The organism is Oceanococcus sp. HetDA_MAG_MS8, assembly GCA_019192445.1.
Taxonomy (GTDB): Bacteria; Pseudomonadota; Gammaproteobacteria; order Nevskiales; family Oceanococcaceae; genus MS8.
In genome coordinates this window covers 100,191-117,013 of the sequence record JAHCMK010000003.1, presented here as the reverse complement: position 1 = coordinate 117,013, position 16,823 = coordinate 100,191, and the positions used below count along the sequence as shown (strand labels likewise).

At 61.5% G+C, this 16,823-nt stretch carries 14 protein-coding genes; 13 read left to right on the top strand and 1 reads right to left on the bottom strand.

Translation table 11 applies throughout. From position 1 onward, the window contains the following. Positions 1 to 96: 96 nt before the first annotated feature. The gene (locus KI787_06285; GenBank protein MBV6629552.1) at positions 97 to 297 is read right to left on the bottom strand and encodes a hypothetical protein; all 201 of its coding nucleotides are present in this window, start codon (positions 295 to 297) and stop codon (positions 97 to 99) included. Positions 298 to 419: 122 nt separating this feature from the next. Here KI787_06285 and KI787_06280 point away from each other — a divergent pair, with 122 nt between their 5' ends. From KI787_06280 to KI787_06220, 13 genes are all read left to right on the top strand, one after another. Then, the gene (locus KI787_06280) at positions 420 to 2,399 is read left to right on the top strand and encodes a copper resistance system multicopper oxidase (protein ID MBV6629551.1); all 1,980 of its coding nucleotides are present in this window, start codon (positions 420 to 422) and stop codon (positions 2,397 to 2,399) included. After that, positions 2,399 to 3,157: a copper resistance protein B gene (locus KI787_06275; protein ID MBV6629550.1), complete on the top strand. Its 759-nt coding sequence runs from the start codon at positions 2,399 to 2,401 to the stop codon at positions 3,155 to 3,157. Before KI787_06280 ends, KI787_06275 begins: the two co-directional genes overlap by 1 nt. A 22-nt stretch (positions 3,158 to 3,179) precedes the next feature. Then, positions 3,180 to 4,343 carry a c-type cytochrome gene (locus KI787_06270; protein MBV6629549.1) on the top strand — a complete coding sequence of 388 codons (1,164 nt, stop codon included), beginning with the start codon at positions 3,180 to 3,182 and terminating at the stop codon, positions 4,341 to 4,343. Further along, the gene (locus KI787_06265; protein ID MBV6629548.1) at positions 4,343 to 4,861 is read left to right on the top strand and encodes a DUF411 domain-containing protein; all 519 of its coding nucleotides are present in this window, start codon (positions 4,343 to 4,345) and stop codon (positions 4,859 to 4,861) included. The genes KI787_06270 and KI787_06265 overlap by 1 nt, the downstream gene beginning before the upstream one ends. Continuing rightward, the gene (locus KI787_06260) at positions 4,858 to 5,703 is read left to right on the top strand and encodes a class I SAM-dependent methyltransferase (GenBank protein ID MBV6629547.1); all 846 of its coding nucleotides are present in this window, start codon (positions 4,858 to 4,860) and stop codon (positions 5,701 to 5,703) included. Before KI787_06265 ends, KI787_06260 begins: the two co-directional genes overlap by 4 nt. A 60-nt stretch (positions 5,704 to 5,763) precedes the next feature. After that, complete coding sequence (locus KI787_06255) at positions 5,764 to 6,144, top strand: MerR family DNA-binding protein (GenBank protein MBV6629546.1); 381 nt, start codon at positions 5,764 to 5,766, stop codon at positions 6,142 to 6,144. Then, on the top strand, positions 6,137 to 7,423 hold the full coding sequence (locus KI787_06250) for a TolC family protein (protein MBV6629545.1): 1,287 nt from the start codon (positions 6,137 to 6,139) through the stop codon (positions 7,421 to 7,423). The genes KI787_06255 and KI787_06250 overlap by 8 nt, the downstream gene beginning before the upstream one ends. 5 nt (positions 7,424 to 7,428) lie before the next feature. Continuing rightward, positions 7,429 to 9,285 (top strand): efflux RND transporter periplasmic adaptor subunit, encoded by a 1,857-nt coding sequence (locus KI787_06245; protein MBV6629544.1) that lies wholly within the window; start codon positions 7,429 to 7,431, stop codon positions 9,283 to 9,285. Positions 9,286 to 9,294: 9 nt separating this feature from the next. Then, complete coding sequence (locus KI787_06240) at positions 9,295 to 12,429, top strand: efflux RND transporter permease subunit (GenBank protein MBV6629543.1); 3,135 nt, start codon at positions 9,295 to 9,297, stop codon at positions 12,427 to 12,429. Continuing rightward, entirely contained in the window at positions 12,426 to 13,646 is a 1,221-nt protein-coding gene (locus KI787_06235) for a permease (GenBank protein ID MBV6629542.1), read from the top strand. The genes KI787_06240 and KI787_06235 overlap by 4 nt, the downstream gene beginning before the upstream one ends. Then, on the top strand, positions 13,643 to 14,320 hold the full coding sequence (locus tag KI787_06230) for a ceramidase domain-containing protein (protein MBV6629541.1): 678 nt from the start codon (positions 13,643 to 13,645) through the stop codon (positions 14,318 to 14,320). The genes KI787_06235 and KI787_06230 overlap by 4 nt, the downstream gene beginning before the upstream one ends. Before the next feature lie 15 nt (positions 14,321 to 14,335). After that, positions 14,336 to 15,220: a class I SAM-dependent methyltransferase gene (locus KI787_06225; protein ID MBV6629540.1), complete on the top strand. Its 885-nt coding sequence runs from the start codon at positions 14,336 to 14,338 to the stop codon at positions 15,218 to 15,220. 110 nt (positions 15,221 to 15,330) lie between these two features. Next, positions 15,331 to 16,716 (top strand): transposase, encoded by a 1,386-nt coding sequence (locus KI787_06220; protein ID MBV6629539.1) that lies wholly within the window; start codon positions 15,331 to 15,333, stop codon positions 16,714 to 16,716. Positions 16,717 to 16,823 lie beyond the last annotated feature (107 nt).

Sequence of the window (16,823 nt, the reverse complement as noted above, 5' to 3'; positions counted from 1 at the left end):
GAACAGTCCTCAGCCAAACACTCTGCTGCCATCAGCGCTGACCAGCGTGCGTCATCACATTGCGCAGAGCATGACTCGGATAGTCCCGCTGCGGCATCAAGCTCCATGGCTGAGGCGCAAGCTGACAGCGGCACGGCGCCAGAAGGTTCCGCTTGCCCGCACATGGGCGCGTGCTCCATGGGCCTGGCGGCCCTTGCCCATGACACCGTAAATCGACTGGCGGACAGCCACGCGCTGAACCTGAGTGCTCCCGCCGCCATCGGCCAGCCGCTGCGCCGCGCCATCGAAATAGACCACCCGCCCAGTATCTCCTGACGGACAACACGCCTTGCGAGGCGTGTGGCCCCGGCGCGCCTGCGATCTAGCAAGCGTGCCTCCTACAGCGTCTCTCCAGACGCTGGAAGTTTCAGGAGATCAACATGGACCGTCTTCCCATTTCCGCGCGCGGCGGAGCGTCGCGACGCGAATTTCTACAAGCAATCGCCAGTGCTGGCGGGCTGGCAGCCTTTGGCAGCCTGCTGCCCGCTTACGCAGCCATCTCACCCGCTCAGCAGCAACGAGGCGTTGTTACGCCGCCCAATCGTCGCCGCGCGGTCGATACGGTGATGGATATTGCCGTCCGCCAGCAGCAATTCGACATTGCCGGATCACGTGCCAGCGCGCTGACGCTCAATAACAGCATCCCCGGCCCTGTCGTCGAGCTGTATGAGGGCACGGATGCACTGCTTCGCGTCACCAATCATCTGAGCGAGGACAGTTCCATCCACTGGCACGGCATTCTATTGCCGTTTGAAATGGACGGTGTACCAGGCGTGACGTTCCCGGGCATTGCTCCGGGAGATACCTTTGAAGCTGCCTTCGGCGTACGCCAATACGGCACTTACTGGTACCACAGTCACTCCGGCCTTCAGGAACAGCGCGGTGTGTACGGCCCGATGGTCGTACACCCTGCCGAACCCGAGCCTTGGCGCTATGACCGAGACTACGTGGTGGTGCTGTCGGACTGGACGTTCGAAGACCCACACCGCGTGCTGGCCAACCTGAAAGGTATGGCCGACTACTACAACTTCCAGCAGCGCACGGCTGGCGATTTCCTGCGCGATGCACGCCAGGCCGGGCTTGGCAAGGCAGTATCGGACCGTGCGGGCTGGGCAAACATGCGCATGATGTCCACCGACATTTCCGATGTCTCAGCCGCGTCCTACACCTACCTGATGAACGGCCTGCATCCGGCCGGCAACTGGACGGGCCTGTTCCGGCCCGGCGAGCGGGTACGGCTGCGGTTCATCAACGCCTCGGCGATGACGTACTTCAATGTCCGCGTTCCTGGCCTACCAATGACCGTGATCCAGGCAGACGGCCAGAACGTGCAGCCTGTCGAAACCGATGAATTCCAGATCGGCGTTGCCGAAACCTTCGACGTGCTCGTCGAGCCCCCCGCCGATCAGGCCTACACCGTGATGGCCGAAGCGATGGATCGCAGCGGCTATACCCGCGGCACGCTCGCACCGCGAACCGGTATGGAAGCGCCTGTGCCGCCGCTGCGTGAGCGCCCGCTGCGCACCATGGTCGACATGGGCATGGATATGTCCATGCACAGTGGCCATGGCGGCATGCAGATGGGCGGCAAGGACAAACCGGCGATGGATCACGCGGGTATGGATCACAGCAAGATGGCCGGCATGACGCATGGCCAATCGCCTGTGCAGTCCTCGGCGATGGCTAGCCACGACATGGCGGACATGGATCACGGAGCCATGGGCCGAAAACCGGCACCGACGATGCGCAAGCTCAACGGCCTGACGGTGCTATCGGCGTCTGTCCCCAAAGCCAAGCCGCAAGTGATCGAAAGCCAGATGGAGCCGGCAGGCCCCGTGGTGGCGCGGCACGGCCCTGACGCGCACGGCATGGGCAATACCAGCCCGGCCATGGTGCAACGCGATCGCCTCGCTGAACCCGGCACCGGGTTGGAGAACGTCGATCACCGTGTGCTGACCTACGCCGACCTGCGCAACATTCAGCCCAATGCTGACACCCGGCCCGTGGATCGCGAACTTGAGCTGCACCTGACCGGCAACATGGAGCGCTACATGTGGTCGTTTGACGGCGTCCGGTTTCAGGAAGTCGAGAGCACGGTGCGCTTCAACTACGGCGAGCGTCTGCGGCTGATCCTGGTGAACGACACGATGATGGAACACCCGATCCACCTGCACGGGATGTTCATGGAGTTGGAGAACGGCCAGGGCGATCGCCTACCGCTGCAGCACACCATCAATGTGAAGCCCGCCGAGCGTGTCTCGCTGCTCATCACGGCCAATGAACGCGGCCGTTGGGCATTCCATTGCCATCTGCTCTATCACATGGAAATGGGCATGTTTCGCGTTGTGGAGGTGGTCTGATGAACGCGTCAATCCGTTGTCTTGCACTCACTCTGTTGGTGGCACTCCCGAGTGTCACGGTCGCCGCCAACGAAACGACAAACCCGCGCACGGGTGCGCCTGCATCATGGCCCGAGCCAGTCCCGTCAATGCGGTTCGGGCAATTCTTAATTGATCGGCTGGAAGCCGGTTTTGCCGATGCCGAGGACAGCAATGTCTGGGACGCTCAAGGTTGGTATGGCGGTGATGTCCACAAGGGCTGGCTGAAAACCGAGGGCGAAGGCGCGCAGGGCAAGCCAGTGGAATCAGCCGAATTGCAGCTCGGTTACGGACGCATGTTCAGCCGGTTCTGGGATTTGCAGATCGGCCTGCGGCACGACTTTCGGCCCGACCCTGATCGCACGTTTCTGGCGGTCGGTGTTCAAGGCTTGGCTCCGTACTTCTTCGAGTTGGATGCCGCCACCTTCGTCAGCGACGATGGTGATGTGTCGTTCCGAGTCGAAGCCGAGTACGAACTGCTCCTGACCCAACGCCTGATCCTGCAACCCCGGTTCGAGCTCAATGCAGCCGTGCAAGCTGTGGAGTCCATCGGCATCGGCAGCGGCGTCAACAGCACGGAGACGGGGCTACGCCTGCGCTATGAGATCAGCCGGAAGTTCGGGCCTTACGTGGGCTTTTCCTGGACCCAGCGCTACGGCGAAACGGCGGACCTGGCAAGCAACGAAGGTGCGGCTACGTCTATCAACGCACTCGTTATAGGGGTCCGCGCATGGTTCTGATCACAATCAACCGAGTCTACCGATGACCAAAGGGATTCTTGTCGGCTCAGCCCTCACGCTGGCCACTCTTTTCGTTGGTGCGCTTGCAGTGTCGCAGTTCGGCCTTGTCAACGTGGCGGCGACCAAGCATGACGCCGCTGCCGTCGATTGGTTCTTGCACAGCACTTACCACAACGCAGTGTCCCGCCAGGCCAAGCGCGTTGTGGTTCCCGAAGGCTTGAATGCTCGCAACAACGTATTGGTTGGCGCGCGCAATTTCGAGGCGATGTGCAGCACGTGCCACACGCCGCCCGGTCTTAGTGAAACGCCGACGGCGACGGGTATGAACCCGCAACCGCCCCAACTGCTGAACATGGCAAGCCACGGCACGCCTGCAGAACAGTTCTGGGTGATTAGCAACGGTGTGCGAATGACCGGCATGCCCGCTTTCGGCCCAACACACGAAGACGATGAGTTGTGGGCGCTGGTGGCGTTCTTGCAGGCCATGGAGGGTGGCGATGCCGAGGCCTACCAATCGCTGCTGCGCGACGCCGGGCAGACGCTGGGCGCTGACGACGGGCACGACCATCGGCACGGACCAGGTGACGATGAACACCATGCGATGCCAACACCCTCTGCGGTAGAAGACGCGACCGATGGGCATAGCGACCACGCGCACGACCACGCTCAAGATCATGAAGCGCCTGCGACGGCTGCCGCAGCAAGCGGGCACGATCACGATGGGCATGACCACAGCGCTCACGACCATGGCGCGCAGGCGCACGGAGATCAGCCAGCGGAAAGCAACCTTGCGCCCCCGGCTAGAAATGCCGCTGAAGCCGCAGCCAATGCCTTCTACACGGCGCTGGCCACTGGCGACGAGGCCGCCGTGCGGCGGCTGTTGAAGCCCGATGTGTTGATTTTCGAATCCGGTGGTGCAGAAACGTCGGCAGACGAATACGCCGGAGGGCATATGCGTAGCGACATGGCGTTTCTCGAACAAGCCACCCGCACGTTCATTGCGCGCGAATCGGGCATCGACGGCGACCGGGCCTGGGTTGCAACGCGCTCAAGGCTGCAAGCTCAACTTGGCGAGCGCGAGATCGACGTGATCAGCACGGAAACACTGGTCATGCACAAGCACGCGGAAGGCTGGCAGATCGAGCACGTGCACTGGTCTTCGGGCAAGAAGGAGCATGAACATTGATGAGTAGATTCCAATTTTTGGCACCTGTTAGTGCTGTCATCCTCGCCGGCAGCTTGCTCGCCGGCTGTGGCCAGTCAGAACCGGCGGTGACGGCACAGCCCAATGAACCGCAGATGACGGTGTACAAGTCACCAACCTGCGGCTGCTGCGAGAAGTGGGTGGACCACGTGCGCAGCCACGGGATCACCGTCACCGTTGTGGATGAGCCACAGATGAACTCGCTAAAGGGTTCGCTGGGCATTCCGGCAGAGCTGCGTTCCTGCCACACGGCGAAGATTGGCGGCTACCTGATCGAAGGCCACGTGCCCGCGCCGGACATCCAGCGTCTGCTGCGGGAGCGGCCTGCCGTTGACGGCTTGGCGGTGCCAGGTATGCCGATTGGCTCGCCTGGCATGGAAATGGGTGACCGGCTGGACGCCTACACGGTGATTGCGTTTGGCGGTGATCAGCGATCTGATTTCGCGCATCACGGCAAAGCAGAACAACATCCTGAGACTCACGCAGAGGATCAACCGTGACGCAGTTTGACAACGAAGACAGCCGCACGTTGGGCCTACGTCAAATTGCGATGAAGCTCAAGCGGCATGGTGTGGGCGGGACATTCCGGTATATCCACACCGTCGGAATCGGAGGAATTACTGCCCGAATTCGCTACTACTTGTCACTGTGGCGAATGAATCGCGTGAATCGAAATTTTGACGCCGAGCACAATGTCGACACTTGGGCCGGACAATCGTCGCGACAGTTGGGCATCGAGTCTGAAAGCGCGGCAGATCGGGAAATTTACGTCCCCGTTCCCCAGCAGAGTTTCCGCTTCGTTATGGACCGTTTGCACGCAGCCGGCGTAGAACTGAGCAGCTATACATTTGTCGACTATGGCTCCGGGAAGGGGAAGGCCGTCTTCCTCGCCGCAGAGTTCCCGTTTTCTCGAATCATCGGTGTCGAATTTTCAGATGCATTGCATGATTCGGCAGTCGAGAATTTGCAAAACTTCCGGTCAGGCAACCAGAGATGCAGCAAAATTCGATTTATCCACGAGGACGCCACGACGTTTTCATTGCCCGACAGCGCCTGCCTACTGTTCTTCTATAGCCCCTTTTATGGGCCTGTTATGCAGCAGGTCTTGGATCGAATCGAAAGGTCGTTCGCTAGTAACCCAAGGCCTCTTGTTGTGTGCTTTGTGGACGATGATGACGGTGACACCAAAGGCCTCAATGCATTTGCGACGGCACTGGGACAATGGGATTTTGTACAGCGAATGCCCAATTTCGTGCTGCCAGCTGATGCGGGCGCGATTGCGCCACTCATGGTCGCCTGCTGGACGAATCAACAGAATTCAAATCAGGATTCACGGGGCTGAACTGTGGTCGATGGGAATACACTCCGAATTGGTGCGCTGTCTGCCGCTTCTGGGCTTTCGGTGTCTGCACTGCGCTTCTACGAGGCACAGGGGCTGCTAGTCGCTTCCAGACGGTCTGCTGGCAACTACCGCATGTACGACCCAGACGCCGTCGATCGTGCCCGCTTTATTCATCACGCCAAGCAACTCGGCTTTTCACTAGACGACATTCGCGACCTGCTGCGTGTTCAGGACAGCGATTCACGACGCGATGTTAGAGCGCTGGCGCAAAAGCACGTTGCTCGCATCGAGTCACATATCAAGAGCTTGCAGAGCATTCACAGCGTTCTGGCCAACGCCGTCAGAGCCTGCGACGGTGAGGGATCCGTCGAAGGCTGCCCGGTTATCGAGTCGATCCAGGACCTGCCGGACGATTACAGCGAGGTAGCCGCGGATGGATAAAAAACAATTCGCCCCTTGCAGTGCAGTGGTGCTCGCCCTCGCGATTGGTGCGACGAGTTACGCGCACGCCCTGGGCAATGATGATCGGCTGACTGCAGACGCTCTTGTTGAACAGGTGATGCGCGACAACAGCGGCCTTCAGTCACTGGAACACGCCGTGGATGCCGCAAGCTCGCGAGAAATACCAGCTGGGGCGCTTGACGACCCGATTCTTGGATACGCCATTGCGCCACGCTCGATCGGTGTCCACGACCTGGATACCGGCCACATATTGCGGTTTGAGCAGCCATTGCCATGGTTTGGCAAGCGCACAACGCGGCGCGCGGCGGCACGTTCTGCGACCGCAAGCGAAAACGCAGCGTTGGACGCTGGGCAACTGCGCGCCATGCTCATGGCCCGGTTGCTGTATGCCGACTGGTACTTCGTCCACGGCGCGCTGGATGTGAACGACGCTCAGCAGCGAGCGCTGACCGAGCTCGAGGACACGGCAGAAGGTCTGTACCGCAGCGGGCTGGGGTCTCAGGGCGGTGTACTGACCGCGTCATTGCGTCGCGAGCAGCGTGTGCAGGAGGCCCTGACGCTTCGGGCAAACCGCGACGGCATTGCCGCCCGCATCAACGCCTTGCGGAGTCAGCCTGTTGGCACTCGCGTTGCACCGCCAGGCGCGCTACCTGCGCAACGCTCACTCCCGGACTTAGCGGTCGTCGCAAGCGCACTCGGCAATGACAACCCCGATTTGGCCAGACTGGCCGCACTCGAGGATCGGTCGGCCCAACAAGCAGCGCTAGCAGAACTCGACTATCGACCGGACTTCCGCCTCACCGCGCAGTACCTCGGCACGCTGCCGCGTGAGGAAAACCGAGGCCAGATCGGCTTTGTATTGAACCTGCCGTTCGGGCAGCGCAAGCGCGATGCAGCGCTGGATGCGGCCCGGTCGGATCAAGCGCGCTTGGCAGCCAAGCAGATCGACCGACGTAATGAGCTTTTGGCGGAACTGGCTTCCGTTCATGCCAAGGCGCAATCAGCCATCCGCACATTCGCGCTGTACCACAGCCGCTTGCTCCCACTGGCCCAGCAGGCGCAAGAAGCCGCCTTGGCCGATTTTGCCGCGGGCAGTGGCACCGCGCGCGACGTCATTGATGCGGAAGAAGACCTTTTGACCACCCGCCTGGGCGCACTGCGCGCCGAAACCGACATTTACAAATACGAGGCCCGGCTGCGTTGGCTCGCCGGGCCCGCACCGTTTGAATCCACTGCGTCGAACAACGCACAGGAGTAAATCCGATGACTACACGAACCTTAGCGATTTCCACCTTCATACTCGCCGTTGGCGTGGGGCTTGGCTATTGGCTAGCACCCTCGATGTCGATGCACCACGACATGTCCGGTGACGGCATGTCTGACGGCGGCATGGCCATGACGACAGCCGGTGGCGATGGCCCATGTGCGGGCGGTGCGGCTGCCGACTACTGGGTCGCTCCTATGGACGCCAACTTCCGCCGCGACGCGCCGGGCAAGTCACCGATGGGCATGGACTTGGTGCCTTTCTGTGGTAACGACACTGGCGGAGCAGACGTCGCGATCAGCCCACAAATCGCCCAGAACCTTGGCGTGCGAACCGCTGCCGTCGAACGACGCAGTCTGACGACGCCCGTCCGCGCCGTTGGCACGGTTGGTTGGAACGAGAACAGCTTCCAGATGATTCACACCCGCGCCGAGGGCTGGCTGGAGCAATTCGCCATCGCCGCCGAGGGTGATGATGTGGAGGCTGGGCAGACGCTCTACGCCCTGTTCGCACCCAAGTTGGCGGCAGCCGAGGCCGAGTACATCGCCGCGCGCAGCAATCCCAGGTTGCGCACTGCCGCAGCGGCGCGCTTGCAAGCGCTGGGCTATACCCAGGCACAGGTGCGTGCCGTAGCCCGGCGCGGGTCAGCGGCCGAGCGCCAGATGCGTGAGGCACCAGGTGATCTGACCGTTGCCGAACTCGGCGCACGCCAGGGCCAGTTCGTGATGCCCGGCACTCACGTGATGACGCTGGCCGATCTGTCAAAGGTCTGGCTGACAGTGCAAGTGCCGGAATCACAAGCCGATGCAATCCGCACCGGGCTATTGGCCGTAGCAACCGTGGCGGCCTACCCGGAGCATGTCTGGGAAGGCACCGTTGATCACGTCTACCCGACGCTCGACGCAGCCACGCGCAGCCTGCGCGTACGGCTGGTGTTCGACAACGCAGATCGCCGCCTGCGGCCCGGCATGTTCGCGGCCGCCGTCATTCAGACGCCTGCCATCAACAACGCCCTGCTTGTCCCCACTCAAGCCGTGATCCGCACGGGTGATGGCGCACGGGTGGTCAAGGCGATTGGCGATGGCGGCTTCGACGTGGTTGCCGTGAAGACCGGGCATACCGCAAGCAACCAAATGCAGATCCTCGACGGGCTGCAGGACGGGGATCGCGTGGTGACGTCGGGACAATTTCTGCTCGATTCAGAGGCCAACGTGGATGCCGAAGCATTGCGGCTTGCCGCCGCGAGCGTGCCGGTTGGAGAAGCCGATGCCACCATTCAAAGCGTGGATGCGCAGCGCCGCAACATCATGCTGCAGCACGGCGCGTTCGAGCCGGTTGGCAGCAACGGCATGTCCATGCCCGGCATGACGATGGGCTTTGGCTTGGCGGAAGACCTCGATCTGAGCAATCTGTCGGCTGGCGACCGGGTGCGGGTCACGGTCGAGAACCCGAGCCCGGGCACTTACACCGTCACGCGGATCGATCCGATCAGTGGCACGTCGATGAATCATGGCGGCATGGATCACGAGGTTATGGGCCATGATTCGATGGATCACAGCGGCATGGACCACGGCTCGATGGATCACGGGACTATGGAACATAGCGGGATGGATCACGGTGAGATGTCGCATGGTGATATGACGGACGCGACGGTTCAGGCGATTGATCCCGCCGCGCGCCGCATCACCCTCAAACACGCCCGCATCGAGTCGCTAAACATGCCGGCCATGACCATGGGCTTCGACGTTGCGGATTCGGTGGATTTGGGCGCCGTGTCACCTGGCGATGCCATCCAGTTCGACGCCGATAGTCCGGCTGCTGGCGATTTCCGTGTGACCAAGATCGCACCGAAATAATCACCCGCGATGATTGAACGCCTGATCGCATGGTCGGTGGCCAATCGGCCACTGGTGCTACTGCTTACCGGCTTTGTCGTCGTGGCCGGCGTGATCGCCGCACGCTCCACGCCGGTGGACGCCATCCCTGACCTGTCCGATGTCCAAGTAATCGTACGGACGGCCTATTCCGGGCAGGCGCCCGAGGTGGTGGAACAGCAGGTCACCTACCCCTTGTCCACTGCCATGTTGTCGGTGCCTCAGGCCAAGACGGTGCGCGGCTTTTCGTTCTTCGGCGATTCCTTCGTCTACATCCTGTTCGAGGACGGCACCGATCCTTACTGGGCGCGCTCGCGGGTGCTGGAGTATCTGTCGCAGGTTGCGCCCAGCCTGCCCGACGGTGCCAGCCCGCGGCTCGGGCCGGACGCGACCGGAGTGGGTTGGATATACGAATACGCGCTCATCGACCGGACCGGACAGCACGACTTGGCACAGCTCACCAGCTTGCAGAACTGGTTCCTGAAATACGAGCTGCAAACTGTGGAAGGTGTGGCGGAGGTCGCCACCGTGGGTGGCATGGTGCGGCAGTACCAAGTTATCGCCGACCCAGACCGCCTGCGAGGCTACGGCATTCCGCTGATGGCAGTGCACCGCGCCATTCAGCGCGCCAACCAGGAATCCGGCGGGGCCGTCATCGAGATGGCCGAGGCCGAATACATGGTGCGGGCCACCGGCTACCTGAGCAGTCTCGACGATCTGCGGCAGATTCCAGTGCGGACCAACGACGACGGCGTGGTGGTCACCCTGGCCGATGTGGCTACCGTACAAATCGGGCCGCAATTGCGGCGAGGAATTGCTGAACTCAACGGCGAGGGCGATGTTGTCGGCGGCATCATCGTGATGCGTCACGGCGGCAATGCTCAGGCAACCATCGACGCGGTGCGAGCCCGCTTGGATGAATTGAGAAGCGGCCTGCCCGGTGGTGTGGAAATCGTCACGGTTTACGACCGCTCACAACTGATCGGTCGCGCAATCGACACGCTGAAGACCACGCTGGTTGAAGAATTGCTGATCGTCGCACTGGTGTGTGCACTGTTTCTGTTTCACCTGCGCTCGGCGCTGGTCGCCGTCATCAGCTTGCCGATTGGCATTCTGGTGGCGCTGCTGGTCATGCGCGCTCAGGGGCTGAACGCCAACATCATGTCGCTGGGCGGCATCGCGATTGCCATTGGAGCGATGGTGGACGGCGCGATCGTGATGATCGAGAACCTGCACCATCACATGAGCCGAAAGGATGACCGAGGCCACTGGCAGCGCGTGACCGATGCAGCCAGAGAAGTCGGCCCGGCGCTGTTCTTTTCGCTGGCCATCATCACCTTGTCCTTTCTGCCGGTGTTCACACTGGAAGCGCAGGAAGGCCGCCTGTTTGCGCCGCTGGCATTTACTAAGACCTACGCCATGGCAGCCGCAGCCGGTCTTGCCATCACTCTAATCCCGGTGCTGATGGGCTACTTCGTCCGCGGTCGCATCCGCCCGGAATCCGACAACCCGATCAATCGCGGGCTGGCGGCCATCTATAGGCCTGTGATAGGCGGCGTAACACGCCATCCATGGTTGGCGCTGGCTGGCAGTGTGCTCGTAACGGCGACAGCAATCTGGCCCGCCACGCAACTTGGCAGCGAGTTCATGCCGCCGCTGGACGAAGGTGACTGGATGTACATGCCCACCACCCGTCCCGGCATCTCCATTGGCAAGGCGCGGCAAGTGCTGCAGCAGACAGACAAGCTAATCAAAAGCGTGCCCGAGGTCGACACCGTGTTCGGCAAGATCGGGCGTGCCGACACAGCCACAGACCCCGCGCCGCTGACAATGATCGAGACCACGATCACCTTCAAACCCGAAAGCGAGTGGCGGCCTGGCATGACGCTGGACACCATCCGCGACGAAATTCGCCAGCGCGTCGATTTGCCCGGTGTGACCAACGCTTGGGTGATGCCCATCAAGACGCGCATCGACATGCTGGCCACCGGCATCAAGACGCCGGTCGGCATCAAGGTCAACGGGCCGGACCTTGAAGTGATTCAGCGTATTGGGCGCGACATCGAAGCGCTGCTGCCGCAAGTTGAAGGGACGGCTAGCGTTTACGCCGAACGCGTCGCCGGCGGGCGCTATCTAACGGTCGATATTGACCGGCTCGCCGCCGGCAGATTTGGTCTGAACATCGCCGATGTACAAGCCGTGGTGCGAACCGCGATCGGCGGTATGAATGTGAGCGAGACCGTGGAGGGCCTGGAGCGCTATCCCATCAACCTGCGCTACCCGCAAGCGTGGCGCGATTCACCCGAAGCATTGCGAACCTTGCCGATCATCACCGAGGCCGGTGCACAGATCCTGCTCGGCGATGTGGCCGACATTCGCATTGAAGACGGTGCACCGATGATCAAGAGCGAGAATGCTCGTCGCACAGGCTGGGTGTTTGTCGACATCGCCGAGCGTGATGTGGGGTCGTACGTGGCCGATGCACGCGATCTGGTCCGCCAGCAACTGGATGTGCCACCCGGCTACTCGATCAACTGGTCGGGACAGTTCGAGTCCATGCAGCGTGCGAAGCAGCGACTGCAGCTTGTCGTGCCGGCCACGCTGACGGTGATTGCGCTGCTGCTTTTTCTGGCGTTCCGCTCCGCCGCGCAAGTGGCGATCATCATGGCGACTGTGCCGATGGCGCTGTCAGGCGGGGTTTGGTTGCTGTACTGGTTGGGGTTCGATCTGTCGGTCGCCGTAGCTGTGGGCTTCATCGCGCTCGCCGGCGTGGCGGTAGAGATCGGCGTGGTGATGCTGACGTACCTGAATCAGGCCCTGCAGGCGCACCGGCAAGCCGGCGAGCGCGGCGCAGACGCCCTTGTGAGTGCCGTTCGTGAGGGCGCCCTGCGCCGCTTGCGCCCAGTCGTGATGACAGCAGTGGCAACCATCGCCGGGCTGATCCCGATCATGTTGGGGTCGGGCACTGGCAGCGAGGTGATGCAGCGCATTGCCGCACCAATAGTCGGCGGGCTGGTTACCACGCTGTTGCTGGCCTTGATCGTTTTGCCAGCCTGCTACGTGCTGGTTTACCGCAACCGCTCAACCGATACCGATACAAGCAATCCCGCCCGGGAGGCGTCATGAACAACTTCCTCGAAGCCTGGGGCCAGGCCGCCCACACCAGCGTCGGATTCTTCTGGATGGCGCTGTGGGCGTTTGCGCTGGGCTATCTGATTTCCAGCCTGATTCAGGCCGGCATCACACGCGCGCAGATGCAGCGCACCATGGGCAGCGACGGTCCGCGTGCCATGGCGCTCGGCACATTCTTCGGCTTCATCTCGAGCTCGTGTAGCTTTGCGGCGCTGTCCACCACGCGCGCCCTGTTTCAGAAAGGCGCGGGCTTGGCACCGTCGATGGCGTTCATGCTCGCCTCCACCAATCTGGTGATCGAGCTCGGCATCGTTATCGCGCTGTTCCTGAGCTGGCAGTTCGTGGTGGGCGAGTACGTCGGCGGCCTGCTGCTGATCGGCTTCTGCTGGCTGTTCATTCGCGTGACAAAGCCGAAGCGGCTGATCGAACGAACCCGCCAGCGGTTCGAACAAGATGGCGACAGATCCGGCAATGATGGCGCCTCCTGGCGCAAGGCGATCGGCACTCTGGCCGGCTGGCGGGCGATCGGGCAGACCTACGTCATGGAATGGCGGATGGTCTGGAAGGACGTGCTGATCGGATTTACCGTGGCAGGCGTGATCGCAGCGTTCGTGCCGGATGCATTCTTCGAGACCCTGTTCGTCGGCTCCGGCGACAGCGGCCAGCCTGGGTTTGCGGCCACGCTGCTGCAAACCATTGTCGGGCCGGTGGCAGCGTTTTTCACCTTCATCGGCTCCATGGGCAATATCCCGCTGGCCGCGCTGCTGTTCGGTCAGGGCGTCAGCTTTGCCGGGGTGATGGCCTTCATCTTCTCCGATCTGGTCGTTTGGCCGGTGCTTCGGATCAACGCCGAGTATTACGGCTGGAAGATGGCGCTCTACATCCTCGGCATGCTGCTGGCCGGTCTCGTGGCGGTCTCACTGCTGATGCACTACGGCCTGCTCGCGCTTGACCTGCTGCCAGAGCCGGGATCAGTCAGCGTGGTTGACCGTGAATTCTTCGAGCCGAACTACGGGTTCTGGCTGAACTTGCTATTTCTGGCTGGCAGCGGCGCGCTCGCCTGGCTCTGGTGGCAGGGGCGCGATGCGTCTGACGGCGGGGATGGCGAGCACACCGCGCGCAGCGCTGCCGAGTGGCTTGGGCTTGTGCTGGTAACGCTGTCCATCGTCTGGCTGGTGGGTGGTTTGGTCATACGCGGATTGCTCGCGTGAGCTGCCCATGGCGCGACCTCACAGAGCCCGGCCAGCTCGACAAGGTGTGCGAGGCCAACTTGTGCGCCTGGGTCGTGGAGCCCGGCAATACGGCCAGCAATCTCGCCTATCTGCTGGTCGGGCTTTGGCTGCTGAGCCGCCCACGCAACGGCAGCCGAGCGCACTGGTTCGGGTATCTGGCAATCGTCATCGCGGTGGGGTCATCCGCCTACCACGCTACCAATCTGAGCTGGGGGCGCATGGCGGATTGGGCATCGATCTACGGAATCACAGGCGTGATGACAGCACTCAATCTCCGGCGCTGGCTGGAAATCGGCACGGCCACACAGATGGGCACCGCGTTGGGTTTGCCTGCTCTCATGATCGGCATTGTCAGCCTGCGGCCCGATTGGGCGCTGCCCGTTCTCCTCATTGCGATGCCGTGCTGCTATATCGAATGCTGGCTGGCACACAAGCACCGAGCTCAGATCGAGTGGCGGCACTACCTGCTGGCGTGGTCGTCAGGCGGGGCCGCCGTCATCGCCTGGGCGCTGGATGACGTGCCGCACCTGTGTGATCCCTCGCGTCACTGGCTGTCAGGTCATGCGATCTGGCATCTGCTGTCTGCCGGTTTTCTCTTGCAAATCGAATTGTTCTATCGGCAGTTCGATTCTTTTGCCGACGTCACGAAATAAGGACTCTGGTTTCTGATGACCCACTCACCGAACAAGGCCACCGAGGTGTATTGGCCGAACTCCTTGCCGAATAACCCCGTCAAGCGTCTGCTGCGGGTCTTTCTCGGCAAACTGTTCTCAATCTTCGCCGCGCCCCGGGCGCAACTCATTCGACAGGGCAAGCTATCCGGCTATCCAGGTTTTGTCGACCGTCAGATCATCGCGGCGTGGGCACATCGATGTCGGCGAAAAAATCGCCCGCAAGATATGTCCGCACTGCAACAGTGGTTCTGGCGCGAACAATCGGGAACTGCTCACCATCAAGCGACTCGAGATCGTTTCTGGGCAATGTGGGAAGCGGGGCATTCGCAAATTTTCGCCATGCTCATCAGCCACGTCGAAGCCCACCCTGGCACCTACAACACCTTGGTCGAAATTGGCTGCGGTGAAGCGCTACTTATGCCGAGATTGCGAGAGCGCTTGCCGGGACTGGATCGTCTGATCGGCCTCGACCTCAGCCCGGAACAGGTCGAGCGGAACAGTGCAGCGAACAATGATCCCGACACATCGTTTGAGGCCGCCGAAGCCACGAGCTGGGCGCTTGAGAACGCAAAACCGCAGACGGTCTACCTGACAATCGGCGGCGTGCTCGAGTATTTCAGCCAAACCGAGCTGCTCGCCTTGATCAAGGCCATCACCCGTACGCCAGTCGCGATTGCACTGCTCGAGCCCGTTGCAGACGATCTCGATAGCGCGACTGAAACCGAATCCCGCCCGTTCGGGCAAGAACGAACCTTCTCGCACAGCTACGCCTCGCTGCTTGAGAGCCAAGGGTTTGAGATTGACGCACAGGAGCTCTTGAAGCTGAGCCCGGAGTTCGGTTCGACGACATGGACACTACTCGTCGCTTGCAAGCATTGAGTGACCGGCCGCTTTTGGCAGATTCTGTTGAAAAACCCTGCGCAATCCTGCCCTTGTTTAGGCGTGCCGAGATATAATTAAATAATTGTTTTTCAATGGAATAATGCCCGATGATGGGCTCGCTTTCGGACAGCCAATCGGCGCTGTTCTACGAGTTCTCACTCGAAGCGCATGTCCCGGCAGACCATTTGCTGCGCCAGATCGATGCGTGCCTGGACTTGGAGGGGCTGCGAGTACATCTCGCTGACCACTACAGCCACACTGGCCGCCCCTCAATCGATCCAGAGCTGATGGTGCGGATGCTGATCGTTGGCTATTGCTATGGCATTCGCTCCGAGCGTCGGCTGTGCGACGAGGTCCATCTCAATCTTGCCTACCGCTGGTTTTGCCGGCTGGGGCTGGACGGCGCAGTGCCAAGCCATTCGACCTTCTCCAAGAATCGTCATGGCCGCTTTCGCGACAGCGGGACGCTGCGCTGGGTCTTCGATCAGGTCGTGGACCGATGTATGCAAGTCGGCTTGGTCAAAGGTGAAGGCTTCGCCGTAGATGCCAGCCTGATTCCGGCTGACGCCAGTCGGCAGCGCGGCGTGCCCGGAGCAGAGCCCATCGACTGGGGTGCGCCCGAGAAACGTAGCCGCGCCGTCCGTGAGTATCTCGAGGCGCTGGGGGACGGCGCTGCGCTGGAGGCTCGGAAGTCGGTGTCACTGTCCGATCCGCAATCTCAGTGGACGGCTGCGACCGGCGGTCCGGCGTTCTTATCGTATTCCACCAATTACCTGATCGACATCGAGCATGGCGTCATCCTCGATGTCGAGGCCACGCCGTCCAACCGTATCGCCGAAGTGGAATCGACGAAGACGATGATCGATCGCGTCGAGGCGCGCTGCGGCATTCAGCCGACAAAGCTCGTTGCAGATACGGCTTACGGCAATGCCAAGATGCTGTCCTGGCTGGTCGATGACAAAGGCATCGAGCCGCACATCCCGGTTTGGGAGAAACATCAGCGCACCGATGGATCGATACCCAGCAGCGACTTTGTCTGGGATGGCGAGGCCAATGAATATCGCTGCCCGCAGGGCAATGCGCTGATCCCGGGACGCCGGCAGTTTTCCAAACCGCGCAGTGGCATCACCAAAGCCGGGACGGTGCTGTATCGCTCCAGCACCTACGACTGCCGAGTTTGCCCACTCAAGCAGCAATGCTGCCCGAGCACACCAACCAGGAAGATTGCGCGCAGCATCCATGAAGATGCCCGTAACGTCGCTCGCGAGATCAGCAAGTCTGACGAGTACCGGCGCTCACGCTGTGAGCGCAAGAAAGTCGAGATGCGCTTCGCGCACCTCAAGCGGATTCTTGGGTTGGAGCGGCTACGACTGCGAGGCCTGTCGGGCGCTGCCGACGAATTCGTGATGGCGGCGACCGCTCAAAATCTGCGACGGATGGCCAAGCTCGTTGCCAGACCGCCGCCGGATTACAGGATTGGTGTGCCTGGATGACGGAGATTGGACGAAAAACAGGCGGCTTTCGGGAAGCCTAGACCCGAAAGGGGAAGCTGAGCTCCGTTTTCGATCGATGGATCAGGCAACGCGTGCGCACTACTCGA